Source organism: Pedobacter sp. AC163 (genome assembly GCF_979258665.1).
In genome coordinates, this window is sequence record NZ_OZ409872.1 from 2,840,080 (window position 1) to 2,866,742 (window position 26,663).

A 26,663-nucleotide genomic window follows, 5' to 3' on the forward strand; every position below is an offset into this window, starting at 1 on the left:
CATCGAGGCTTTTTTGATATTATAATGGTTTTAGCGAACTATCTACCGTTGTTTTTACGTTGTTGCTCTGTTAAGAGGATTTTACGTAAACGCATGCTTTGTGGCGTAACTTCGATATACTCATCAGCCTGGATATACTCCATAGATTCTTCTAAAGAGAATTTAATAGCAGGTGCAATACGAGCATTATCATCTGTACCAGAAGCACGCATGTTGGTTAACGCTTTTCCTTTAACAATGTTGATTACTAAATCGTTATCGCGGATGTGCTCACCCAAAATCTGTCCTTCGTAAATATCAGTTCCTGGATCTACAAAGAAACGACCTCTATCTTGTAATTTATCAATAGAATAAGCAGTAGTTGTACCTTTATCCATAGAAATTAATACACCATTTAAACGACCTGGAATTGCACCTTTCCAAGGCTCATAAGCTTTGAAACGGTGTGCCATAATCGCTTCACCAGCAGTAGCTGTTAATACGTTATTACGTAAACCGATAATACCACGAGAAGGAATTTCGAATTCTAAGTGTTGTAAATCGCCTTTTGGCTCCATAATTAACAACTCACCTTTACGCTGAGTTACCAATTCAATTACTTTACCAGCAACATCACCCGGAACATCAACAATTAAAGTCTCAACCGGCTCATGTTTTTTACCATCAATTTCTTTAACAATAACCTGTGGCTGACCAACCTGTAACTCATAACCTTCACGACGCATCGTTTCGATTAATACAGATAAGTGAAGAATACCACGACCATACACTAACCATGAATCAGCACCTTCAGTTTCAACAACTTTTAATGCCAGGTTTTTCTCCATTTCTTTCATCAAACGATCTTTGATACGTTGAGAAGTAACCAATTTACCTTCTTTACCGAAGAAAGGAGAGTTATTGATGGTGAACAACATGTTCATTGTTGGTTCATCAATGCTAATTACGGGTAATTGCTCTGGCGCTTCGAAATCAGCGATTGTATCACCAATATCAAAACCATCAATACCTACAACTGCGCAAATATCACCAGAACTAACTTCCTGAGTACGTATTTTTCCTAAACCTTCGAAAGTATAAAGTTCTTTAACTCTTGTTTTAACAATTTTGCCATCACGTTTAATTAAAGTAACCGGTTGGTTTTCTTTAATCGTACCACGGTGAACACGACCGATTGCAATACGACCTACGAAAGATGAATAATCTAACGAAGTAATTTGCATTTGCAAAGTTCCATCGTTAATTGGTGCAGGTGGAATGTTCGCCACAACAGCATCTAACAATGCGAAAATATCTGTAGTTGGTTTTTGCCAGTCAGTACTCATCCATCCTTGTTTAGATGAACCATAAATTACCGGGAAATCCAATTGATCTTCAGTTGCCTCAAGGTTAAAGAACAATTCGAAAATTTGCTCATAAACCTCTTCAGGGCGACAGTTTTCTTTATCCACTTTGTTTACCACCACAATTGGTTTTAAACCCAATGCCAAAGCTTTTTGCGTTACGAAACGTGTTTGAGGCATTGCACCTTCAAAAGCGTCGCAAAGTAAAAGTACACCATCAGCCATTTTTAATACACGCTCTACCTCACCGCCGAAATCCGCGTGACCAGGTGTATCGATAATGTTGATTTTTACATCTTTATATTGTACTGATACGTTTTTAGATACGATAGTGATCCCACGTTCACGCTCTAAATCGTTGTTATCTAATATCAATTCTCCCTTTTGTTCGTTATCACGAAAAACAGAACAAGAGTGTAAAATTTTATCAACCAAAGTGGTTTTACCGTGGTCAACGTGTGCTATAATAGCTATATTTCTAATCTTTTGCATAAAATGCGCCTATAAATTTGGCGCAAAGATAGTGTTTAAAAATGGGAATTCTACTATAAGAGCCACTATTTAATCCTATGATAATGTTGTAATTATCTCATCTTTAATCAGAAAAGCAAATTGAAGTAGCACTTAGGTTTGCTCCGGTCCCGCTGTACACTATAGTCCTCATAAAAATTCGGAGCTGCCGTTGCCATCGGGTTTAAATCGCTACGCTGTTCCAACTATTAATGTTTTAAAATCAAGTGCCAACAGCTTATCTAGCGTTCAACCATTCGGAATAAGAAATCACCCCTAATTCCGGTTTAGCTTCTCCTTCTAAAATCGCAATAAATTCCAAAGCATGGCCATCAGGATCGTTAAAATAAACCGCGATAGCGGGCATCCATGCAAAAACCATGGGTTGGCTATCATTAGACTTAAGGAAATTATAAGGCTGCAATCCTCTCGTTTTTAAAAAATCTACTGATTTTTCCAATATATCTTCAATATCACATGTGAATGCAAAATGACGGATATCAATTTCTTCTTTTGGCTTTTCCCAAATGCCCAACATCGCTTCATTCGGTTTACCTACCCAGAAAAAAGCAATTTTGCGCTCCGCCTCGTAATGGCATTGAGTGAGTCCTAAAACATTACTATAGAAATCGATAGATGTTTCTAAATTTTCTACATAAATATGCGTTTCAAATAGTCCTTTAATCATGTGGTGAAGGTATGGCTTTATTAAAGCCATTGAAAATCACCTTTGTTGATGTGCCTATAAGAAATATCGATATAAAATTTATGGGTTACCGAATAGTGATTTCTGGCATTAACAGTAATGAATAAAAGATTTTTAAGATATGCAGCAAGGGTAACGGTGGTATTTCTATCGTTTATAGCCTTTTATTTTCTTGCTGCTTTTATATTATCGCGGATTACGGTGAACGGGAAACCAGTACCGAGCAATGACGTTTCCATCTATATCATAAGCAATGGCATTCACACAGATATTGCGGTACCAGCAATACATATGCTAAAAGATTGGACGAAAGAAATTAAATACAGCCATACTGTACATGCAGACAGCACCTACATTTACCTGGCTTTTGGCTGGGGCGATGAGAAGTTTTACCTTGAAACCCCTGAATTTTCAGACCTTAAACTGAGCACCGGCCTTCGGGCAATTACTGGCTTAAGTACTTCAGCAATGCATACCAGCTACTATCATACTCCCGTTGAGGATCAGCATTGTAAAAAGATTATCATTAGCAACAAACAGTATCAGCAGTTAATCAACTACATTACGGCTAGCTTCCTTGCTGATGAAAATGGAAACTTGATAAACATTGGTTCGGAAATCCATTACGATGATACCGACGCCTTTTATAAAGCGAAAGGAAGTTACAGCATTTTTAAAACCTGCAACACCTGGGCAAATAGCGCATTAAAAAGCTGCGACCAAAAGGCCTGCCTTTGGACAATTTTCGATACGCCAATTCTTAATAAATATCAGTAGACTACTAAACTTCAAATGCCCAATCTAAAAAGGCAGGCATCACGCTTTCCCAGGTAGGCACATCATGTTTACCGCCAACTTTTTCATAGTAAAATATATTTTCAGGGCGCTTATAGCCCTTCCTTAAAAGAGATTTCACTACATCGATGGTATCATCAATAGAATCGATTATTAAGTTTTTGTTGCGATCTGCTTTTTCATCTTCAGTTCCAGTCATTAACCAGAACTTCATATCAGATTTTGTAGAAGTGGAATCAATAAGTGAATGCATGATCCGATCTGCATCTGTATAGCCTTCGGTTAAATCTTTCTTTCTCCACCAAAAAGCCCCCGAAAACACACCTATCACATCGAAAACCGATGGGTTATTCCAGGCAATATCAAAAGCTGATAAACCACCTAAAGAAAAACCGGCAAAACCAACTCTTCCAGTAATCGGCATGGCAATTTTCTTCTTTACAAAAGGCAAAAGCTCCTTAATCACAAAGTCGGTATACAAATTTGCTTTAGCTCCGCGGCCTTTAAAATCAGGAACGCCTGCAATTCCATATTCCATTAATCGTTCAATAGATGCCCTAATGGCAACAACAATTAACCTATGGTTTCTTTTATTGTGATGCGCTTCTTGCAAAATCCTACTGAAATCCATCTTGGCTACATCCTGGCCATCGTTTAGCAAAAGGAGTTCTATTTTCTCATTGCCTAAAATGCCTTCAGGTGCATATATATCTATTTCAACCTCCCGCTTCAAATAAGCAGATGGTATCTTAAAATTACTGGTATTAACTTTTACTGATAAAATTGTTGTGTACATAATATTCTAACCCCCAATCGCTCGGCACAGTTTGGTAAAAAGTACAAAGGTACAATTCTTGATAAACTATCAATTAAAGGCAGCCATTTTTTACAAAATCCTTTATTTTAAAAGGATTAGATTCTTTTTGTTGAATTAAATTTCTATCTTAAAACATTCAATTTTATATATGGTTAAAGAAGAACATAAAAAGTGGTACAGCCCAAATTTAAGTGCTGAAATCGACATGCTCATCTTTGGTCACAGTGGTATCCCTATTCTACTGTTCCCAACGAGCATGGGGCGATATTTCGAAAACAAAGACTTCAAATTGATAGATTCTGTTGAGGGTTTTATCAATGAAGGAAAGATTAAGATTTATTGCCCTGATGGCATTGATAAATTAAGCTGGTACAACAAAAGCATACATCCCGCAGATAGAGTAAAAAATCACATTTGGTACGACAAGTATCTACTGGAGGAAGTTGCACCTTTAGCCAGACATGAAACCGGGCACAGCAAAATTATTACTGCTGGCTGTAGTTTTGGTGGGTACCATGCGGCCAATTTTGCTTTCAGGCATCCCTGGCTGGTGAGCCATATGTTTAGCATGAGTGGCGCATTTGATATTAGTGGTCAGTTAGATGGATTTTATAATGATGATGTTTATTTCAACAATCCGGTTGATAATTTGATGAACAACAGCAATCCTGAACTTCATTACATGAAAATTGTTTTGGGTACTACCGATAGAGATATGTGTCGACCAGACAACGAACGGTTGTCGGGCATACTTGCACAGAAAGGCATCAATCATTGGCTTGATATCCGCCAGAATGCCGATCACGATTGGCCGATATGGAGAGAAATGTTTCCAAATTACATTGCACAACTTTAAACAAATTTAACCGCTTTGGCTTTTATTAAATAGCCAGTTAAGCAATTACACAATTAAATATAATAGTACCAATGAAAAAAATAGGGATTTTATTTGGCCAGGAACGCTCATTTCCTGAAGCCGTTGTAGAGAGAATTAACCAAAAAGCAGAAAAAGGCATCAGTGCCGAGCCTGTTAAAATAGAGAAAATACTGCAAAACACTCCTTTGGATTATGCAGTAATTATCGACCGCATTTCGCAGGATGTTCCTTTTTACAGGGCTTCGTTAAAAAATGCAGCCATTACTGGTACCGCAGTAATTAATAATCCATTCTGGTGGAGTGCCGACGAGAAATTTTTCAATAATGCATTGGCCGAACAAATTGGAGTTCCGGTTCCGAAAACAGCTTTGATTCCATCACGTCAACACCCTACTGGGACAACAGGCGAATCTTTCTCAAACTTAACTATGCCTTTAAACTGGGATGCGATTTTCGATTATGTGGGTTTCCCCGCTTACATGAAACCCTATGATGGTGGCGGCTGGCGAGACGTTTATAAATTACATGATAAAGAAGATTTTTTTGATAAACATAGCGGAACTGAGCAATTGGTGATGCTTTTACAAGAAGAAATCATTTTCGATGAGTATTTCAGATGTTATTGCATCGGCGGAAAACATGTTCGCATTATGCAGTACGAACCTCGCAACCCGCATCATTTGCGTTATGCTGTTGATGGAAAAAAACCAGATCCAAAATTGTTAAAAACCGTAGAAGAATATACGCTGAAATTGTGTCAATATTTAGGGTACGACTTTAATACAGTAGAATTTGCCGTTCGTGATGGGGTGCCTATCGCTATCGATTTTTGTAATCCAGCACCCGATGCTGATATTAAAAGTGTTGGACAGGAAAACTTTGATTGGGTAGTAGAAACCACTGCTAATTATGCGATCGAAAGAGCAAAAGCACAAAAACCTGGTCAGGATAATTTAACCTGGGGCGAATACATTAAAACTTCTGTTGCAGGCAAACCATTAATGGCAAAAGCTACTGCTAAACCTGCAATGCCAAAAGCAGAGGCACCGGCAGCAAAAGTAGAGAAAGTAAAAGCTGAAAAAGCGCCTGCCAAACCAAAAGCTGAGCCTAAAACAGAAGCAAAACCTGTGGCTAAGAAAAAGCCAATAAAATAACGGGATTAGATAACCAAATATTACTAGGATGAACGAATTTACGCTGGGCATAGAGGAAGAATACATGGTAGTTGATCCCGTTACCAGGGAACTTACCTCGCATGACCAAAAAATTGTTGAAGCCGCCCAAAAAATACATAAAGACCAGGTTAAGGCAGAGATGCACCAGGCTGTAGTAGAGGTTGGAACGGGCATTTGCAAAACAACTGAAGAAGCCCGTAAAGAAATTTCTCAATTGAGATACACGGTTTCTCAGCTTGCCGGTGAGCAGGGTTTAAGAATCGGCGCAGCCGGAACTCACCCATTCTCCCACTGGGAAAAACAACTAATTACAGAACATCCCCGTTACAATGAAATTGTAAACGAGCTGCAGGAAGCAGCTCGTTCAAATTTAATTTTTGGCTTACACGTTCACGTCGGTTTTCAATCTCGTGAGTTGGCTATTCATATTGCAAATCAGGTGAGGTATTTTCTCCCCCACGTATTTGCTTTGTCAACTAACTCTCCTTTTTGGGAATCGAGAAATACGGGCTATAAGTCATTCAGAACTAAGATTTTTGATAAGTTTCCACGAACAGGCATTCCGGATATTTTCAATAGCATTGAAGATTACGATAACTATGTAAAGCTCCTGATTAAAACCAATTGCATGGATAACGCCAAGAAGATTTGGTGGGATATCCGTGTACATCCTTTCTTCGATACCGTTGAGTTTCGCATCTGCGATTGCCCGATGTTGATTGATGAAACGATGGCTTTTACGGCTTTATTTCAGGCTTTGTGCGCTAAATTGTATAAACTTCGTTTGCAGAATATGGAATTTATCAGTTATTCCAGAGCCTTAATTAACGAAAACAAATGGCGTGCGGCCCGTTACGGAATCGACGGAAATTTAATCGATTTTGGTAAAGAAATGGAAGTAAATTGTCGCAACTTGGTGCTTGAGTTACTCGATTTTGTTGATGATGTGGTGGACGAGTTAGGTTGCAGAAACGATTTAGAATACGTTCATAAAATACTTGAGCATGGCACAGGTGCAGACAGACAGTTGGCAGTTTACCAACAAACCGGTAACTTTGAATCGGTGGTAGACTATATTACTACTCAAACACTTATAGGCGCAAAGTAATTTAAAATGGATAAAAGAGAGTTAAAGGTCGCCGTTATTGACATGAATAACGGTGCACCTAATCAAGGTATGCGGGGTATTCAGGAAATTTTATCTCGATTCAAAAACGACAACAACATCAACCTTTCTTTTGATATTTTCGATTTAAGACAGAAAGGTGAAATACCAGGTATTGAATACGATGCCTACATCTCGAGCGGTGGCCCAGGTAGCCCGATTGAAAGTAAGGGTGAAAAATGGGAAAACGATTTTTTTAACCTATTAGATCAGATTGAAGCTTTTAATGCAGCGAATGACGAACAAAAAAAATATGCTTTTTTGATTTGTCATTCTTTCCAACTGGCTTGTAGAAAGTTCTGCTTGGGAAATGTAACGGAAAGACGATCGAATGCATTCGGAATTTTTCCCATCACTTTAACTGAGGATGGCGAGCAGGATGAAATTTTCAGTGGCATCACAAATCCTTTTTTCTCAGTTGACAGTAGAGACTGGCAGGTAATCGAGCCAGATTTCGCTGCTTTTGAGGCCAAAGGAGCTAAACTGCTGGCCATAGAAAAAGAACGTAAACACGTAGATTTGGAAAGATGTATGATGTCCATCCGCTTTTCTGATGAAATTATTGGCACTCAATTTCACCCTGAGGCGGATCCCATTGGGATGAAAATGTACTTGCTACAAGATGAAAAGAAAAAAGCTATTGTTGATATGCATGGGGAGCAAAAATATTTGGACATGCTTAACAGCTTGGATGATCCTACCAGAATCGTGTTAACACAAAGCGTCATTCTTCCTAATTTCTTAAAAAAAGCGATCGGGAATCTTCAGGAGGCGTAGCTCCGAACCCCTAAAGGGGCTAAAAACAGGTAATCTGTCGTCATTGAGGCGCACGAAGCAATCTCTTCTAAATAGATTGCTTCGTGCCTCGCAATGACGATATTATTAAAAGAATAACATTATGATACCAGCTCAACGCCAAAAATATAACGAACAGTTTACGGAAGAAAAATACAAAAACTTCATTACTGATTTGGAAAGCGACTATTTCGAAATTCCCTTTCGAGTTGCTGAAACGCCAATTTTTGTACCCAAAGCGTTAAAAGAAAAGCTGATTGCAGCAGGTGAAGAAATTGTTAATCTAATAAAGCAGCCGAACTTTAAGGAATTAACGCAAAAATCGATTCCTGCAGATTGGAATGTTCCGAATGAGAATGAACAGCCCCATTTTTTAACTTTTGATTTCGGAATTTGCAAAAACGAAGCTGGCGAATTAACCCCAATGCTGATCGAAATGCAAGGTTTCCCCTCACTGTATGGCTTTCAAATTCATTTGGCAAACACCTTTAGGAAGTGTTTTGACATCGATAACTCCGTGAATCATTTCTTAAACGGTTTTGACGAAGAAAAATACATCAAACTTTTTAAAGAAGTAATTATAGGCAAACATCAACCGCATGAAGTTGCTTTGATGGATGTAGATGCCCCAAACCAAAAAACTGCTATTGATTTTTTCGTAACCCAAAAGATGCTCGGCATTAAAATCCTGGCTTTAGAGGATATCAAGAAAAATGGTAAACAGTTATTTTACGAAGAAAATGGTCAGCAAATCCAATTGAAACGAATTTATAATCGGTTAATATTCGATGAAGTAGCCAACAATACCGAAATATTTAAAAACAGTTTCGACCCACGGGAAGAACTGGACATTGAATGGGTGACGCACCCAAACTGGTTTTACAGAATAAGTAAGTATACCATGCCATTTTTAAAAAGTGAATTTGTTCCTGAAACCCGTTTTTTAAATGAGTTGTCTACAACACCGACTGACCTGGAAAATTATGTTCTAAAACCACTTTTCTCTTTTGCGGGAATGGGGGTGATTATAGATGTTACCGAAGCTGATATTACTAAAATCGCTGATCCGGAAAATTGGATTTTACAACGGAAAGTTACTTACGAACCTGCTGTTCAATCTCCCGATGGTGGCGTAAAGGCAGAAATTAGAATGATGTATTTATGGCCTGATGGAGGTGAGCCGCAACTTTGCACAAATTTAGGTCGGCTAAGTAAAGGTAAAATGATCGGTGTTCGTTACAATGCAGATTTCGATTGGGTTGGCGGAACAGTCGGTTTTATGGAAGAATAACCTTTTTTACACTCTTCTGAACTCAAAACCGCTAAATCAGCTTATATTTGTTTTATGAATACTCAAACGATTTTAGTCTTTCTACTTTTTGCGGTTGCATTGGTATACGTTGGCCGTTTGGTTTATAAATCTTTACAGGTTAAAAAAGATGGATGTGGTGGTAATTGCAAGTGTGGCGTAGATTTTTCTGATATTAAGCCTGCGAAAAAGTAATTTCAGCACTTATGATTGATCAGTTTAAAAATTACCTTAAAGAAAAAATTCAAATAACTGATGAGCAATTCGACAGTATTTCCACTGGTTTAAAAATAAAGAAATTCGATAAAACCGAAATCGTTCAATACACTGGCGACATCACGAAACACGGCTTTTTTGTTTGTAAAGGTCTGCTTCGTGCTTACTCTATTGATGCAAAAGGCAAAGAACATATCCTTCAGTTTGCTCCCGAGAACTGGTTAATATCTGATCGCAATAGCATGAACAATGAAGCATCTGTTTTTTTTATAGATGCTATTGAAGCGACAGAAGTAGTGATTATGCCAAACGACTTCATGGAACAAGCCGCTATACAAGTTCCATGTTTGCAGCCCATGCACACAAGATTACTTAATAATTCTATCCGGTTTATGCAAAAAAGGATTAATATGCTTTTAAGTGCAACAGCTGAAGAACGTTACCTCGATTTTATAAAACTTTACCCAAACCTCACGCTCCGCGTTCCGCAGTGGATGATTGCATCTTACCTGGGAATAACGCCAGAATCTTTAAGTCGTGTGAGAAAAGAACTGGCCAATAAACACTTTAGACCATCGTAGAAATTTTGAGTGTTGAATTTCCAAATTGTAAACATTTTCTAATCAATCCTTTTCGTAATTCGTTCGAATCAATCTATCATTCTCTAATTCACTCATTTAATTAACATACATCAATTTCTATTTCAGGCCCATGCTGTAATTTTGTAGTGTAAATATTAAACACCTCAAAAACAAAAAGATATGGCAACTACTAAATGGACATTAGATCCAACACACAGCGAATTACAATTTAAAGTAAAACACTTAATGATTACTACCGTTACAGGTAGCTTAAAATCTTTTTCAGCCGAACTAACTTCAGAAGGCGACGAGTTTGAAAACAGTGAGATCTCTTTCAAAGGCGATATTAATTCGTTAGATACAGGAAATACAGATCGTGATAACCACTTAAAAAGCGGAGATTTCTTTGACGCTGAAAAATTTGCACACATCGAATTTAAATCTACTTCAGTAGAGAAAGATGGCGACGATTACATTGTTAAAGGTGACTTAACCATTAAAGGAGAAACTAAACCTGTAAAATTAACTGCTGAATTCGGTGGTATTGCAACTGACCCATGGGGAAATACTAAGGCTGGTTTTACCTTAAGTGGAAAAATTAACCGTTCTGATTTTGGTTTAACCTGGAATGCTGCATTGGAAACAGGTGGTGTTATGGTGAGTGAAGAAGTACGCCTTCTTGGAGAATTGCAGTTTGTAAAACAAGCTTAAGTGTATAGGCGTTAAGCGTTGTTCAAATCGCCTACATCCAAACGCTGAACCAAATCTCCAAGTATGGAAACTAAACAAATAGCCAATATTCTAAAAGCACCTGCACCACACATGGTTGGAGATGGCTTTAGAGTGCATAAGTTCTTTCCGAGCGGTTATGAAATTAATATGAGCCCTTTTTTCTTAATGGATTATGGCTCAAAGATTGAATTTTCTGCCAGGAAAGAGCCTCGGGGCGTTGGCGTACACCCCCATCGCGGTTTCGAAACCGTTACTATTGCTTACCATGGAGCAGTGGCGCATCATGATAGTTCGGGCAATAGCGGCGTTATTTATCCAGGCGATGTGCAATGGATGACAGCAGCAAGCGGTATTTTACATAAAGAATATCACGAAGAGAACTACAGCTTGGCGGGTGGCCCTTTTCAAATGGTCCAACTTTGGGTTAATCTTCCGGCAAAATTCAAAATGAATAAGCCAAAATATCAGGCTATTCAGCAAAGTGAAATGGCCCATTATAATTTAAGCGATGATGGCGGAAAAATTGAAATCATTGCAGGAAGCTATCATGGAATTAAGGGCAACGCCAGTACTTTCACACCTATAGAATTGTACAATGCAAGGTTAAACAAAGGCGGAAAAACCGAATTTAGTTTTCCCGCAAACTTTAACACCGGATTTATGGTGATTGAAGGTTCAATTCAGGTAAATAACAATGAAATCGTTTCTGCCGATAATTTCATCTACTTCAAAAATGAAGGAGAAGAAATTAAAATTGAAGCGCTTGAAAATTCCGTTGTATTAATCTTAAGCGGTGAACCAATTGATGAGCCAATTGTTCAATACGGTCCATTCTTGATGAACACGGAGGCTGAGATTACTCAGGCAATTTCAGACTACAATCAAGGCAGATTTGGTTATTTAGAAGAATAATACAGGTTTATAATTTATATTTTGAGCCGGCTTTTTTATTAAAGATTGCCGGCTTTTTTGTGCCTATGTAAGTACTTAGCCCTGATTGCAGCGGTATCTCCCGATTCTTTTTTCATCGGGAATATAGCGTAAAGCAGGAGGAACGTTAAGAAATATTGCAGGCATTGCGCTCCAAATCATTTTCATACAATCTTCATATTCGTTAGTGACATTTGATTATTAAATCAGAAGAAAAATGTCCGGAAAACAAATATTTCAAACTGAGAACAAAAGACGCTGGAATACTTTTACCTGGGTTAGCCGATCGTTTTTTTTAGTTTTCATCATCGCGATTGTTTGCGTTGCGTTTACTTTATCGTCGGTTCAGGCGCCAAAATTGCCTTTTATTAATACCAATACGCCGCTTACGGCTAAGCAGCTAGATAAATTAAAAAAATCGCAACAATACAAAGCTTTCTCTATAGCGAAATCGAAGCTGCAAAAAATAAAAAAGGACCGTGAGAATAGAGTGCTTCATAGACGTGGCAATCACAAACGCATTAATATGGCTTTTTATGTAAGTTGGGCAGGTACAAAAAACGAATCCTTATCAGACCTTAAGCGAAATATTGGCCACCTTGATATGGTTGCTACAGAATCCTTTTTCCTAAATGGCGATTCTATTGTTGATAAGGCCGACACTGCCGCATTGAAAGTTATTCACGACAGTAAAAAATCAGCCATTGCAGTAGTTTCTAATTTTAATAAAGACCATTGGGATGGCAATGCTGTGAAACGATTACTGAATGATCTACCCGCTCAACAAAAGTTAATTTCTAACTTGATATCAATCGTTCAAAAATATGGATACAAAGGAATAAATGTTGATTTTGAAGAGTTGAATCTTGAAAACAGCAATAGTTTCAATTCCTTTATGAAAAATCTGTACAATCAGTTTCATGCAAAAAATCTAATTGTATCTCAAGATATTTCTCCTGAAAATGATGATTATCAACCCGATATTTTGCAGAAATACAATGATTACATTGTGATTATGGCTTATGATCAGCATACAGATTTAAGCAATTCTGGCGATGTATCAAACCAAGAATGGGTAGAAGAGAAGCTTGATCATATTTGCACTAAAGTTGATGCGGATAAAGTAATATTAGCATTGGCTTGTTATGGTTATGATTGGCCAAAAAATAGTGTTGGCAAATCTGTAACCTATGAAGAAGCGATCACTTCTGCTGTCAATTACAAAAGTGCAGTAACCTACAATCCTTCCTCCGCAAATTTGAATTATAGTTATAAAGATGGAAGCGGCATTCAACATGATGTATATTTTACAGATGCGGCAACCTATTTCAACATCATACGCAAAGCTGATGATTGGGGAATCGCAGGTATTGCCCTGTGGCGTTTAGGATCAGAAGATAAAAGGTTATGGTCTTTCATTTCTGAAGATTTGAGCTTGAATGCTTTAGAGAAAAAGCCATTCGATCTACGCAAGATTTCTACTTTGAACATGACTGGCATCTCTTACATTGGCGACGGAGAGATATTGGATTTGGTTTCTACGCCCAAACCTGGTGCCGTTCAGTTTACGCTTAATAAAACTGATTTCAGCATCGCAAACCAAAAGTACATTCTTTTGCCAGAAAAATATGTGATTAAACGGTTTGGGGAAGCCGACAAAAAAATTGCGCTTACATTTGATGATGGTCCTGATCCTGTTTACACGCCACAGGTTCTTCAAATTTTAAAACAGGAAAAAGTGCCGGGTTGTTTCTTTGTTGTAGGCATCATGGCCGAAAAAAACATGGAATTGTTGAGAAGAGAATATGATGAAGGTTATGAAATTGGAAATCACACCTTTTTTCATCCTGATATGTCAGCCATTGGCCCTCGAAGGGTAAAATTTGAGCTTAATGCCACCAGAAGATTGATTGAGGCGGTTACTGGCCATAGTACTATTTTATTTCGTGCGCCTTTCAATGCAGATGCCGAGCCGCAAAATATATCAGAAATTTTGCCTGTGGCACAAAGTCGTAAAGAAAACTACATTAACATTGGTGAGTATATCGATCCTGAAGATTGGGAGCCTGGCAAAACAGCAGATCAGATTTTCAACGAGGTGGTAAAACAAAAAGATAACGGAAACATTCTGCTTTTACACGATGCTGGCGGGAATCGCGAAGCAACCGTTGCAGCCTTGCCGCGAATTATTAAATTTTTCAAATCTCAGGGTTATACTTTCACCACCGTTGGCGATTTAATGGGCAAAAAAAGAGCAGAGCTGATGCCCGCTGTAAATTCCGAAGCGAATAGCGGATTTACCGGATCGGGAGATTATTTTTTCATAAACTTCTTTTATTACGGTAATATCATCTTGAACGCGGTATTTTCCGTGGCTATTGTTTTAGCTATTCTAAGGACGATTTTTATTGCCTACCTGGCAATTAAACAGCGTAAACTGGCAAAACTGAATGCGGCTGAACTTGTTCAAAATCCTAACCAAATGGTAAGTATTATCATTCCGGCTTACAATGAAGAAATCACCGCTGTACAAACTATCCAAAGTCTGCTGAAAATTGATTATCCGAATTTCGAATTGATTTTTGTTGATGATGGGTCGAAAGACAACACCTTCCAGGTTATCGATACCCACTTCGGCAATCATGCACAGGTTAAAGTTTATAAAAAAGAAAATGGCGGTAAGGCTTCTGCGCTGAATTATGGAATTGCCAGAGCCAATGCTGACTTTATCATTTGTATTGATGCTGACACGCAACTGAAAGCAAATGCAGTAACAGAAATGATGCGTTATTTCTATAAGGAAGACATTGCTGCTGTTGCCGGTACGGTTAAGGTTGGAAATACGCGAAACCTCATCACCAGATGGCAATCGATAGAGTATATCACCTCGCAAAACATGGATCGCAGAGCGTTCGATTTATTAAACACGATAACAGTTGTACCTGGTGCTATTGGAGCATTTAGAAAAGCGGTAGTGTTAGAAGTTGGGGGTTTCACCATCGATACGCTAGCTGAAGATTGCGATTTAACCATGCGGATTTTAAAAGCAGGCTATAAAGTAAAAAACTGTGATTCAGCTATAGCCTATACCGAAGCGCCAGAAACTGTAAATATGCTTTTAAAGCAACGTTTTCGCTGGAGCTTTGGTGTGATGCAGAGTTTTTGGAAAAACCGCAAAACACTACTAAATAAAAAATACGGCTATTTTGGAATGATAGGCATGCCTAATATTCTAATCTATCAAATTATTTTGCCCCTGTTTTCCCCTTTGGCAGATTTGTTTATGCTGATTTCATTGGTAAGTGGTCTGTTTTCTTTGAGTACCATTAACAATTTAACGTTAACTGGTATCTCCGGAATTTTAAGCTTACACAATGGCTTCGGTCAAGTGCTGTTTTATTATTTGATCTTCATTTTTGTTGATATCATTTTTGCAGCCATTGCATTTAAAATGGAGAAAGAGAAGCTAAAAAACCTGATTTACCTTTTTCCTCAGCGGTTTTTTTGGCGGCAGCTGATGTACCTGGTTCTTTTTAGATCGATGAGAAAAGCCATCAAAGGAGAACTGGAATCTTGGGGAACGCTAAAAAGAACAGGAAATGTGAAGGAAGCTGTTGTTTGATGCAATGAACAATCAATTTGATAGATTTCCAATTGACTTTATTGTTATCATAAAACGTTCCTACGGAACGAGGGCATAACGTTATAATGTGCTACCGATGAATCGTTCCTACGGAACGAAATTTATACGGGTAGCAATTGGCGGTTTGGTATTTGAAAAGAATGTTACGCATGTAATCAGGTCCTCAAATAAAATCATAGCGACGATCGGTTATAAAATGAACGCTTAGTACTTTCCATATTTATGCTACATATAAGCTAACAATTTCGTTCATTACAAACTTATTTCAGCACCTTTCATGCTATTAATGCTAGAAGAACGGTTTCCCGTCCCGTAGGGACGAATCCTGGGTAGACGAAAGATAAAATTTCAATTTCGTTCCGTAGGAACGTTTCATGACCTTCAGTTGAATTAATAGAAGCCTGCAATTCGTCATCTTTGTGAGATCAATTATGGAAACCATCGCTCAGCAATTCTGTTAGACAGAACCTTTGCAATAAGAGTCAGCACCTTGCAAACTATGAAAATGAATACTGTTGCTGCTTTGTAGTCCCGGTTGAATCGTTACCCTGCAGTGAAGAAGCATGACGAGCGAAGCCTGCCAACCGTAGGCAGGTATAAAAGCGCAAAACGAGCATAAATTTAATGTTTTAAACTGGTTTTGCGCTTCAAAATATTTATTGGAATTTATACTTTTTCGATTAAACAAACGGCGTAGGCGACAACGCCCTCTTCCCTACCTACAAAACCCATCGTTTCATTTGTGGTAGCTTTAATCGAAATATCTTCTGTGCTAATTCCGATTGCTTCAGCGATATTTTCTTGCATGGCCGGAATGTGAGGATTGATTTTTGGAGCTTCCAAACAAAGCATAGCATCGATGTTTCCCACTTGCCAGCCTTTATCAGCCAATAATTTAACTGTTTCTTTTAGCAGGATAATGCTGCTTATTCCTTTCCAGCGATCATCGGTATTTTTAAAATGAAAACCAATATCGCGAAGGTTAGCAGCGCCTAGTAAAGCATCGCAAATGGCGTGAAGCAAAACATCAGCATCCGAATGGCCAAAAGCGCCCTTATGATGATCTAACGTTACACCACCAACTACAAACGGATGTTGATCTTTTAGTTGATGCACATCGAAACCAAAGCCTACTCTAATTTTCATTGGAAAAAGATTAAATGTTTAACTGAATATTGGAAAACTTTATGAAAATCTTATCTAATGATTTTCTTATCGCCAAAGTTAAACAAAAGACCGAAACGGAGCGTGTTGGCCAGTGGACTTGTTTGTGCGTTTGCTAACAAATACGAGAAATCAATATTGAAAACGTTGTATTTCAAACCTAAACCCAGGGTAAAATATCTACTATCACCTTTTAATGGACTTTGATAATTATATCCTGCCCGCAAAGCAAACTGCTGGTTGTACCAATATTCTAAACCCGTCGAAATTCCAACCTCTCTGAGTTCTTCGCTAAAACCACCTGGCGCATCAGAGAACGAGCCAAAAATACCAGCAGGAACAGAACGATTTGGATCTCTACCACTAATAATATTGTTGTTCGAATCGTAAATAGGCTGGGTTGGAACCAACAATTTATTAAAATCGAGCGCTAAGGTAAAGGTGCTATAATCATCAACAACAATAGTCGAGGCCCCGCCAAGTTTAAAATTGGTAGGTAAGAAAAAATTCTCACCGCCGTCAGAATAGCTCATTTTTGTACCAATGTTTGAGATATTGGCACCTGCAGATAACACAGCCTGCTTTCCGAACATGGTTGTTGCTGTTTTATATAATCCAGAAACATCTACTGCTACTGATTTACCTCCGCGTACCTGGCCTGAAGAAGATAACTGACCAGAGGCTAAATTTGAATAAATATATCTAACGGACGAACCTAATGAAAATTCCTCGCCAAAGCTTCTGGCGAATGAAACATCAAATGCCAGTTCGTTAGGGTTTGCAATACCTAAATCTTGCTGATTAAGATCTGTTAATTGAATAGTACCTAACGAAAAATAGCGTAGTGAAGCACCAATAGTATTTCGATCATCAAGTTTGTAAAAGCCACTTAAATATGCAAGATTAATATCAGGCACCAAACTTTTCAACCACGGACTATAAGAAACTGAAAAACCGTAGGGTCTATCGATAAATGCCAATTTAGAAGCATTTATACTCGCCGAATTTACATCGCCTGAAACGGCAACACCTGCATCACCCATTGCACCGGAACGAGCATCCGGGGTAATCAATAAAAAAGGAACCGCTGTTACAATGTTGTTCGATTCGCTACCGTTGGTTTGAGTTGTACCTATAACCACTTGTGCATTTGTTTTACCAAATACCAAGGCCAAAGAGAGTGCAGAAAAAGCAAGTTTAATGATGTACTTGAAATTCATCCTTTAAAGGTACGTAATTTTAGATCTTCGGGACATTGTTATTCTGCAGATTAGTTTGATAACGCAAAACCAAAAATTATATTTTACCAAATTACGAAATATGTGATTATTTAATCACTTAAGCTGCGATTTTTACAGTTTCGTGAAACCATAAAAATCGTAACTATTAACTAACTAAGCGCTTACGTATTTAATTATTTGTTCTTCTTTTTAAATAAATTATTCAATTTATCAGCAATAGCATCTTTAACCTTTTCTGTAGCTTTAGCTTTAACGGTATCAATTTTAGCCTGTGCCTTTGTTTGTAATTCGGCCTTTTTCCCTGCGATAACAGAGTTTACAGCATCTTTTGCAGCTAACTTTGCATCTCCAGCACCATATTTTAAGCCAATAGTTGGTTTCAAAATTGTTCCGCCTAAAACTGCGTTTACTTTTATTGTTTCACTCATAGATACATTTGAGCCCACTTTACTGTTTAATTTTGCAATCATCGCATTTGCAGTTTCATTTGCCTTAGCGCCAAGCATTGCCCGAGGTACGTTTAAGGCTAAATCGTAAGCCATCGTTTGGTCCAATCCGTTTGAACCTTGAACATTCATAACAATGCCATCCTTTTTAATATCGAAAGGAGCAACATTTAACCGGCCATCTTTAATTTTAAATTTGGTTATCACATTGTTCAGCTCCAGCTTCTTTAATTTATCAGAACTCAATGCCGAAGCCAATTTATTTAACGGTTCGAAACCCGCAACTGTAGCTTGAATAATATCTGCCAAACCATCGGCATTGATACTGGAATATACAGGCATCATATTTTGATCCAAATCTGAATTGAACTTTAGATTGGTAGAAAATACTCCTTGTGCAAATTTGGCTACCGGCGCTAGCAACTTTATTGTATTGAAAGCACCAAATGCCTTTTGAATACTCATTTTCTCAATCCCAAAATCAACATCAACTTTTGGTTTTTTCGGATCCAAAGTAGCATAATATCCGTTCATTTTCACAGTACCATCAAGCATATTCATGCCCATGTTTTGAAAGGTAATTGTTTTATTTTTTACTAAGAGTGCTCCCTGAGCATTTGTAATATCGTAGGTATCGTACAGCACTCTTCCAGCCTTCGCGGCAACTTTAAAATCTATATTTCCTGGAACTTCAAATACTGATAACTTAGAAGAGCTTTTTTTAGCATCACTTTCTGTTGTTGCCGATTTCGGTCCCATCAACTCATTTACATCAATTAAGTTTGATGACAAATTGAAGTTACCCTGTAGCGCTTGGTTCTTTTTGAAAAAATAACTCAGGTAATTATTTACAGATCCGTTAGCGGCGAAATCACTTTTGCCCACTTTCGCAGTTAAATTACTCAACGTTATGTTTTTAGGGCTAAAAGTCATTTTTGCTGTCGGCACACTAAAGGGCATCGGTACATTTTTACCTGAATAAGTAAAGTTGCTTGCCAACATTTGTCCGGATGCCTTGAAAGCTTCATATTGCCCTTTATCGATGGAAGATTTGCGGCCTGCTGCCTGAACATCAGCATCCAAAATCCCAGTTAAAGTCATATCCTTCATCGGGAATATTGCAGTCAATTGTTTCAGATCCAATTTACCCTTCAAGGCCATATCTACAAATGGGTCTGTTGTTGGATTTTTCAAAAGCAATCTTCCATCAACAGGCACATTGCCAAATTCCAAATGGAAGGCCGGCACATTTACTACAGTATGATCCATTACGCCATCTGGGTTACTAATGTTGGATTTAACTTGAATATTATTGATTGCTGAAGGTAGCGTTGGGTATTTTATTTTTCCATTTTCAATGGATAGATTAACATCAAATGCGGGCAGCGACTTCTCGTTGTAAGTCCCTTTTGCAGTTCCATTCATAGCAAATTTTCCAGTCGCTTCCATATCCTTAAAGTTCGAAGCATAAATAGCCGGAATTAATGAAAGGAAATTTTTAAGTTCCGATTGTTTGGCATCAAATTTCAAATCCATGGTAATATCATTCTCATTTGGCATAGCCAGATAACCAACAGCAGATAAAACAAGCTCATTTAATTTGATTTTATTTTCAGCAAAAGTGAACTTCATATTTTTCATATCAATGTCAATCGGCAACTCTGCATCCAGCTTCACTTTATTTAAATAAGGAATTCCACCATATTTTACTGTCAGTTTTTCAATATCAGATTGTGTTTTTAGGGTAAACAAATCTTGTGTGAAATCTCCTTTACCGTTATGATTAAGGTTTTTTAGTTCCATCAAAAAACCAAGAGAAGCATCATCGTAAGTAATATTGCCATTCTCGATAGCATATTTTTGCAAAGCAACCTTAAATGCTGTTTTAGCGGTATCGTTGTTATTTTCAGCCGAATCTTTTTTCATGATATCCCAATTCGTCTTTCCACTTTTTAAAACCCTGGCATAAATAGTAGGTTCATTAAAATCTACGGATTTGATTTGATAGGTTTCGCCTTTAATTACGCTCAATAAGTTAACATTTAATTGCAATTGTTTAACATTTGCAAGTGTATCTTTAGCAAAGCTGTCGACACCGATGATAGTCAAATCGTTGATTTTTATCCCCAAGTTGGGGAAAGAAGTAATCAAACTTAAATCCAGGTCTTTAAAATCTACCTTGGCATTTATACTTTTATTAATGGTTGATTTCAGTTTAGCATCAATCTCTTTTCTAAAAAATGTTGGAATGGCAGCAGCAGCGGCAAGTAGAATTACAATGAGGGCAACAATTACTATGGAAATTTTCTTAAACATGGGTTAATCCTTTAAAAATATAATGTTTGGGCATATAGCTTGTCAATAAACGAACCAAATTAATAACGCTTATCTGCGACCAAATCTCAAATAAATCGACCAAAAATTTAAAAGACACAATACGTCATAAAATAATACGTTATGGGATAAAAATATAATCGGTATTTTATTGTCACAATATTTATATATTCACTAAAATTGCTTAATTTTATCAGTTGAATCGTCATTTGGCGATCGTCCCCTGTACTATATGAAAAAACTTATACTTTATTCTTTTACTTGTTTGTCATTAGCGGCATTGCTAAGTGCTTGTAGCTCCAAGGGAGGAAACAGTTCTAGCAAAACAGGTGTTCCTTACGCAGATCGGAAAAGCAAAACGAACCAATCGGGTGCTTTTGCTGTGGCTACTCAATACAAAAGAGCACCAGGACCTGGATTAATTCCTATTGAAGGCGGTGTTCTAGTGGTAGGCGGAAGTGCTATCGAAGTTCCTGGTGTCGAACCAAACATTTACAACTACAAAAGACAGGTAACTGTGCCTTCGTTTTACATGGATGAAACTGAAGTATCAAATACCGACTGGTTGGAATATCTGCACTGGATTAGATATAACTTTCCAGAAGATCAAGAATTTTATTACAATGAGCTGCCTGATACTTTGGTTTGGCGTAGTGCATTATCCTATAACGAGCCTTATGTAGACAATTATTTGCGTCACCCGGCTTACCGTGATTATCCAGTTGTTGGAGTTTCATGGGAGCAAGCTTCTCGTTACTGCCAGTGGAGAACCTCACGAGCCAATGAGTTTATTTTACGCGAAAAAGGTATTTTAACAGATTATAAAACTTTAGCTGGCGGAAACACAGGAAAAAATGGTGCAGCAACAGCAGCCGCAACGCCAAGACCAGATAAACCTTTTAACACCGATGCTTATATTAATGGCCAGTACGATGATAAAGGTAAAAATGCACCAATAGATTACAACACAAAAGCCGGTGCCGCTACGGGTACAGCTGGGGCTACAGCAGGTGGCAAAGGAAATAATCAACCAAGAAGAACGGCAACGCTAGAAGACGGCGTAATTATGCAGCCTTATCGCTTGCCTACAGAGGCGGAGTGGGAATATGCTGCGTTGGGCTTAATTGGTAATACTGAGTACGAAAATATCAATCAAAATAAAATTTATCCTTGGAATGGCTTAGGCGTAAGTTCGGCAAGTAAAAAAACAAGGGGTTTAATCCAAGCCAACTTTAAAAGAGCACCTGGCGATTATATGGGTGTTGGCGGATCATTGAATGATAAGGGAGATTTAACAGTGCCGGTAATCCAATATACACCTAACGATTTCGGTTTATATAACATGGCTGGAAATGTGAATGAGTGGGTAAATGATGTTTACAGAACAGGTACCTTCACTGATGCAGACGCCTTTAATCCTTATCGCGGTAACTACTTCGAAAACAAGAAGCTGGATAATGCGCAAACAGGCAAAATTGCCCTGGATAAATATGGCAATCCGATAAAAGAAAACGCTTATTCAGGTAGAAAACAAACCTGGGCAGAAAAACAAGCACAGGCAAAACGTGTAGATTCAATTTCGAAATCGACTGATCCGCAAAGCGCAACTGCAGCTACAAGTTACCAGGCCGATCAAAGGGGTTATAGAGATAAACAGAATCTGCTTTTAAATGAAGAAGGTGTAACCTTGATCAATGATAAATCCAGAGTATACAAAGGCGGTTCATGGAACGATATGGCTTACTGGTTAAATCCAGCAACCAGACGTTTCTTATCACAAGATGAATCATCAGCAGAGATAGGTTTCCGTTGCGCCATGACTATGTTAGGTGCTCCAGAAATTAGCACCTCAGGAAAAAGAAGCTTTAAAACCCCTCCTCCACGACCATACCGGGTGAGTAGAGGTAAATAATAGAAAAGTCCCAATTCGTAATGAGTTGGGACTTTTTTATCGCTTATAATTCTTGGTTTAATTAAATTGGATGAGTACCTGATTTTTTTCCACCTTATCACCCTTATTAATCAGCACTTTTTTAACCACTCCATCAGCTGAAGATTTTAAGATATTTTCCATCTTCATAGCCTCTAAAACCAATAGGTTGTCGCCCTTTTTAACTTCTACATTTTCCTCCACCATTACATTTAATACCAACCCTGGCATTGGTGCCTTTATCTCCGATATTTTAGTTCCAGCTAAATTATCCATACCCATTTGTTTCAGCAATTGATCAAACTGATCTTCCACCTTAATTTGATAGGTTGCACCATTTACTTTAATGGCACAGGTCTTATTAGCGCTGTCAACGGATATGACTTCCGCATTGTACGATTTATTTTGATAAAGCAGATGCGAAGAATTATTGCTCAATTCAATGGAATCCAAAGAAACTTCTTCTCCGTTTAATTTAAACACGTTATGATTAATTTCAATATCATACTGAAACTGATCGTTAACTTTTACTTTATACATAGCATTATTGTGTTAAAGCATACTGAACTAAATTAGCGCCCATTTTAAGCGCCTTATTGCGGGTTTCCTGACTATCCTCAGGGTATGTGCCAAAATCTTCCCAGCCATTCCCCAAATCGCATTCAAACGTATAATAACAAACCACTCTCCCTTTATAGATCAAAGCAAAACCTTGCGGCCGCTTGTTATCATGCTCATGAATTTTGGGCAAACCACCCGGGAACTTGAACTTTTGGTTGTAAATGGCATGGTTGGACGGTAACTCAACGAAATTCAGTTCTGGGAAAACTTTTTTCATTTGAGGTCTAATGAATTTATCCAATCCATAATTATCATCAATATGCAGAAACCCTCCTCCTGTTAAATACTGTCTTAGATTTTTAACATCCTGATCACTGAACACCACGTTTCCATGGCCCGTCATATACACGAATGGGTAATTGAAAAGTTCTTTCGAGCCTACTTCTACAATACTTTCTTCAGGGTAAAAATTAGTTTTTAGATTGATATTACAGAATGAAATTAAATTTGGAAGTGCGGTACGGTCGGCATACCAATCGCCACCACCACTGTACTTCAGTTTCCCCATTCGGTAGGAAGGAACCATGAAAGAAGTAAGAATAAAGAGTAAAAAGCAAGGAATAAGGATAAACGAGCAAAAGAGCAAACGCTTCAACGATAATAAACCTTTAACTTTCAACTGATAACTTTCAACTCTTTTCATCGGTTAAGGTAATTGATTTCAAAACAAACAGAAAGTGCAGCCGTTTCGGTGCGCAACCTGTTATCTCCTAAAGTTAATGCTTTAAAGCCTTTATTCAAAGCTAAATTAACTTCTTCGGGGCTGAAATCTCCTTCCGGGCCAATAAGAATTAAATATTTTTGGTGCGGTGTAACGAGCTCTGAAATGTATTTCTTGTCGTTTTCATCAATGCAATGCGCTATTAGCTTATTTCCTTCAAAAGGAAGGTTAAGAAAAGCATTATAGGAAATCGCTTCATTTAGTTTTGGATGATAGGCTTTGATGGATTGTTTGACAGCAGAAGTAATAACCTTGTTTAATCGATCTTCTTTAACAATACGTCTTTCAGATCGATCGGTAATAATTGGGGTTACTTCATCTATGCCAAGTTCAGTGGCCTTCTCTAAAAACCATTCCATACGATCGATATTTTTTGTAGGTGCGACCGCGATATGTAAATAGTGATTTCTTTTATGAAATTCGGTTTCTACTTTAAGAATGGATAAACTTACTTTTTTGGGATTATCAGAAATGATTTCGGCAGTGTAAAAACCACCTCTTCCATCTACTAAGTTTACTACAGTTCCAACTGATAGTCGCAATACCCTAACGCAATGTTTGCTTTCCTCTTCATTAAGCGTATAGGTATCGTGAGTAATATCTGGCGTATAAAAAATATGCATTGTTGAATTTAATGATTATCAACCTGATCTTCTTCATTTATTACCAATTCCAGTTTAATAGTTTCAATGTTTTGTTCTGTTTTCTTTAAGATGGTAAACAGATAACCATAAGATTCATTGCTTTCGCCAACCTCTGGAATCCGTTCAAAAACATGCGAAACCAAACCACCGACGGTATCAAAATCTTCATCCTCTGGCAAATCATGTGGCAAATGCTCATTCACATCATAAACCGTTGCAAAGGCATTTACAATAAATTCGTTATCCGATACTTTTTCTACTAAAGGTTTTTCTTCATCATATTCATCCTGAATTTCACCTACCAGTTCCTCCACAATATCCTCTAAGGTAACCATCCCGGCTGTACCGCCAAACTCATCTAAAACGATCGAGATTTGGATGCGGTTGCTTTGCAGTTCACTCATTAAATCGTTAATTTTCTTTGTTTCTGTAACGAAGTAAGGTTTTCGAATGATATCATTCAGTGTCCAATGCTGATTCCCGGAAGCGACTAATGGCAGAATATCCTTGGCGTGAATAATTCCGACAATTTTATCCATTATCTCATCATAAACCGGTAGGCGTGAATAGCCTTCAGCAATGATTTTATCAATTACTTCTTCTTTCGAGGAGGACAATTCAATACCTGAAATCTTGGTACGCGGAACCATAATGTTCTTTACTACACGCTCATTAAAATCAAATACGTTTTTAATAAGTTCATGCTCATTGTTATCCAATGCACCACTTTCCTTACCCTGATCTAACAAGTATTGAAGTTCTTCTGTACTGTGCAACGATTCGTGACCTGCAGAAGTATCGATACCAAATGGCTTCAGAATTACTGCAGCTAAGCTATTCAAAGTCCAGATGAATGGTTTGAAAACTACATAAAAAATTTGCAGTGGAACAGACACAAATAGAGTAGTGGCCACTGGTCTTTGTATTGCAAAAGATTTAGGTGCCAACTCACCAAATACGATGTGCATTACGGTGATTAAAGAAAAAGCTACTATTGTTGATGCGGTATGTATGGTGGCATCACTAAAACCCCATTCGAGGCTATCAAAAAGATTTTTGAAAATAGTATGCATAACGCCTTCACCAACCCAACCTAAGCCAAGTGATGCAAGCGTTATACCTAGCTGTGTGGCTGCTAAATAACCATCTAAATTATGGATGATGGTTTTAGCCATTTTACCAACCCGGCTACCTGTTTTTGCTTTTATTTCAATTTGAGAGGCCCGGACCTTTACAATTGCAAATTCTGCTGCAACAAAGAATCCGTTTAGTAAAACTAAAAATAATGCTAGAAATAACCTCCAACCTACAGATGTAGTATCAGGCTCTTCTAAAGCAACCAAAATGGTATTGGTGGGCAATATTGCACTTAACTCTAAATTTAAAAACAAGCAGGCCGTGGGTAAATCCATTATGCTAATTCTCTAAATGTTGTGTTGTAAAGTTCTATACTTTCTTTAATAACTTTATGAGCATAGCGAACACCTAACAAATGTTCGATAGTAACATTTTTCTCTTCCAGTGCTTTATAATCTTGAAAGAAACGAACAATTTCCTTCATTTGATGTGGTGGCAATTCATCCAAATCGTTAATGTAGTTTACAGACATATCATGTGCTGCAACCGCAATAATTTTATCGTCTTGCTCTCCATTATCAACCATGTGCATTACGCCAACAACTTTAGCTTCAATTAATGTCATAGGGTAAACATCAACAGAACAAAGTACAAGAATATCTAATGGATCCTTATCATCACAATAAGTTTGTGGGATAAAGCCGTAGTTAGCCGGATACATTACTGATGAAAAAAGAACCCTGTCTAACTTGATTAGTCCGGATTCTTTATCTATTTCATACTTGGCTTTTGAGCCTTTAGGAATTTCAATGATTGCGTTTACAATTTCTGGAACGTTTTTACCAGGAGATACGCTATGCCATGCGTGATGATCGTCTTTTGCCATTTTTT

At 37.8% G+C, this 26,663-nt stretch carries 23 protein-coding genes; 12 read left to right on the top strand and 11 right to left on the bottom strand.

Features of this window, described 5'->3' with window-relative positions; genetic code table 11:
* Positions 1-38 precede the first annotated feature (38 nt).
* Both typA and ACZZZK_RS12205 read right to left on the bottom strand, forming a co-directional pair.
* A complete protein-coding gene (typA, locus tag ACZZZK_RS12200; protein ID WP_056850801.1) occupies positions 39-1,835 on the bottom strand; it encodes a translational GTPase TypA in 1,797 nt (598 codons plus the stop codon).
* 256 nt (positions 1,836-2,091) lie between these two features.
* The gene (locus ACZZZK_RS12205; protein ID WP_463484383.1) at positions 2,092-2,571 is read right to left on the bottom strand and encodes a VOC family protein; all 480 of its coding nucleotides are present in this window, start codon (positions 2,569-2,571) and stop codon (positions 2,092-2,094) included.
* An 87-nt stretch (positions 2,572-2,658) separates the two neighbouring features.
* Between ACZZZK_RS12205 and ACZZZK_RS12210 the strand changes: the two genes are divergently transcribed.
* Positions 2,659-3,336, top strand: coding sequence for a TIGR02117 family protein (locus ACZZZK_RS12210; RefSeq protein WP_463484384.1), 678 nt, complete (start codon positions 2,659-2,661; stop codon positions 3,334-3,336).
* 4 nt (positions 3,337-3,340) lie between these two features.
* Here ACZZZK_RS12210 and ACZZZK_RS12215 read toward each other — a convergent pair whose 3' ends face one another.
* The gene (locus tag ACZZZK_RS12215; RefSeq protein WP_463484385.1) at positions 3,341-4,150 is read right to left on the bottom strand and encodes an alpha/beta hydrolase; all 810 of its coding nucleotides are present in this window, start codon (positions 4,148-4,150) and stop codon (positions 3,341-3,343) included.
* A 169-nt stretch (positions 4,151-4,319) separates the two neighbouring features.
* Between ACZZZK_RS12215 and ACZZZK_RS12220 the strand changes: the two genes are divergently transcribed.
* From ACZZZK_RS12220 to ACZZZK_RS12265, 10 genes are all read left to right on the top strand, one after another.
* A complete protein-coding gene (locus ACZZZK_RS12220; protein ID WP_463484386.1) occupies positions 4,320-5,027 on the top strand; it encodes an esterase family protein in 708 nt (235 codons plus the stop codon).
* A gap of 71 nt (positions 5,028-5,098) precedes the next feature.
* Positions 5,099-6,202 carry an ATP-grasp domain-containing protein gene (locus ACZZZK_RS12225; RefSeq protein ID WP_463484387.1) on the top strand — a complete coding sequence of 368 codons (1,104 nt, stop codon included), beginning with the start codon at positions 5,099-5,101 and terminating at the stop codon, positions 6,200-6,202.
* A 28-nt stretch (positions 6,203-6,230) separates the two neighbouring features.
* Entirely contained in the window at positions 6,231-7,331 is a 1,101-nt protein-coding gene (locus ACZZZK_RS12230) for a carboxylate-amine ligase (RefSeq protein ID WP_463484388.1), read from the top strand.
* 6 nt (positions 7,332-7,337) lie between these two features.
* Complete coding sequence (locus tag ACZZZK_RS12235) at positions 7,338-8,165, top strand: type 1 glutamine amidotransferase (RefSeq protein ID WP_463484389.1); 828 nt, start codon at positions 7,338-7,340, stop codon at positions 8,163-8,165.
* Between the two features lie 121 nt (positions 8,166-8,286).
* Positions 8,287-9,474 (top strand): hypothetical protein, encoded by a 1,188-nt coding sequence (locus ACZZZK_RS12240; protein ID WP_463484390.1) that lies wholly within the window; start codon positions 8,287-8,289, stop codon positions 9,472-9,474.
* 54 nt (positions 9,475-9,528) lie between these two features.
* Positions 9,529-9,687, top strand: coding sequence for a FeoB-associated Cys-rich membrane protein (locus tag ACZZZK_RS12245; protein WP_082455068.1), 159 nt, complete (start codon positions 9,529-9,531; stop codon positions 9,685-9,687).
* A gap of 11 nt (positions 9,688-9,698) precedes the next feature.
* The gene (locus ACZZZK_RS12250; protein ID WP_056850792.1) at positions 9,699-10,289 is read left to right on the top strand and encodes a Crp/Fnr family transcriptional regulator; all 591 of its coding nucleotides are present in this window, start codon (positions 9,699-9,701) and stop codon (positions 10,287-10,289) included.
* Between the two features lie 180 nt (positions 10,290-10,469).
* Entirely contained in the window at positions 10,470-11,000 is a 531-nt protein-coding gene (locus tag ACZZZK_RS12255) for a YceI family protein (RefSeq protein ID WP_463484391.1), read from the top strand.
* 63 nt (positions 11,001-11,063) lie between these two features.
* Positions 11,064-11,933 carry a pirin family protein gene (locus ACZZZK_RS12260; protein WP_463484392.1) on the top strand — a complete coding sequence of 290 codons (870 nt, stop codon included), beginning with the start codon at positions 11,064-11,066 and terminating at the stop codon, positions 11,931-11,933.
* Between the two features lie 235 nt (positions 11,934-12,168).
* On the top strand, positions 12,169-15,573 hold the full coding sequence (locus ACZZZK_RS12265) for a glycosyltransferase (RefSeq protein WP_463484393.1): 3,405 nt from the start codon (positions 12,169-12,171) through the stop codon (positions 15,571-15,573).
* A gap of 687 nt (positions 15,574-16,260) precedes the next feature.
* On the opposite strand, the gene ispF is transcribed toward ACZZZK_RS12265, so the two are convergent.
* The 3 genes from ispF to ACZZZK_RS12280 all read right to left on the bottom strand — a co-directional run bounded on the left by ispF (position 16,261) and on the right by ACZZZK_RS12280 (position 20,761).
* Complete coding sequence (ispF, locus tag ACZZZK_RS12270; protein ID WP_463484394.1) at positions 16,261-16,740, bottom strand: 2-C-methyl-D-erythritol 2,4-cyclodiphosphate synthase; 480 nt, start codon at positions 16,738-16,740, stop codon at positions 16,261-16,263.
* Between the two features lie 50 nt (positions 16,741-16,790).
* Complete coding sequence (gene porV, locus ACZZZK_RS12275; RefSeq protein WP_463484395.1) at positions 16,791-17,978, bottom strand: type IX secretion system outer membrane channel protein PorV; 1,188 nt, start codon at positions 17,976-17,978, stop codon at positions 16,791-16,793.
* Positions 17,979-18,172: 194 nt separating this feature from the next.
* Entirely contained in the window at positions 18,173-20,761 is a 2,589-nt protein-coding gene (locus tag ACZZZK_RS12280) for an AsmA-like C-terminal region-containing protein (RefSeq protein ID WP_463484396.1), read from the bottom strand.
* A 250-nt stretch (positions 20,762-21,011) separates the two neighbouring features.
* Between ACZZZK_RS12280 and ACZZZK_RS12285 the strand changes: the two genes are divergently transcribed.
* Positions 21,012-22,691, top strand: coding sequence for an SUMF1/EgtB/PvdO family nonheme iron enzyme (locus ACZZZK_RS12285; RefSeq protein WP_463484397.1), 1,680 nt, complete (start codon positions 21,012-21,014; stop codon positions 22,689-22,691).
* 57 nt (positions 22,692-22,748) lie between these two features.
* Here the strand turns inward: ACZZZK_RS12285 and ACZZZK_RS12290 are convergent, their stop codons facing one another.
* Genes ACZZZK_RS12290 through ACZZZK_RS12310 form a run of 5 tightly spaced genes read right to left on the bottom strand, consistent with a single transcriptional unit; the run spans position 22,749 to position 26,658 of the window.
* Positions 22,749-23,249, bottom strand: coding sequence for an acyl-CoA carboxylase biotin carboxyl carrier protein subunit (locus ACZZZK_RS12290; RefSeq protein ID WP_463484398.1), 501 nt, complete (start codon positions 23,247-23,249; stop codon positions 22,749-22,751).
* Between the two features lie 4 nt (positions 23,250-23,253).
* Positions 23,254-23,973, bottom strand: a complete 720-nt coding sequence (locus ACZZZK_RS12295; RefSeq protein ID WP_463484399.1) for a DUF4159 domain-containing protein — start codon at positions 23,971-23,973, stop codon at positions 23,254-23,256.
* On the bottom strand, positions 23,970-24,674 hold the full coding sequence (locus ACZZZK_RS12300; protein WP_463484400.1) for a 16S rRNA (uracil(1498)-N(3))-methyltransferase: 705 nt from the start codon (positions 24,672-24,674) through the stop codon (positions 23,970-23,972). Before ACZZZK_RS12300 ends, ACZZZK_RS12295 begins: the two co-directional genes overlap by 4 nt.
* 8 nt (positions 24,675-24,682) lie before the next feature.
* A complete protein-coding gene (locus ACZZZK_RS12305) occupies positions 24,683-26,107 on the bottom strand; it encodes a hemolysin family protein (RefSeq protein WP_463484401.1) in 1,425 nt (474 codons plus the stop codon).
* Positions 26,107-26,658, bottom strand: coding sequence for an inorganic diphosphatase (locus ACZZZK_RS12310; RefSeq protein WP_056850782.1), 552 nt, complete (start codon positions 26,656-26,658; stop codon positions 26,107-26,109). The genes ACZZZK_RS12305 and ACZZZK_RS12310 overlap by 1 nt, the downstream gene beginning before the upstream one ends.
* Positions 26,659-26,663: the final 5 nt, after the last annotated feature.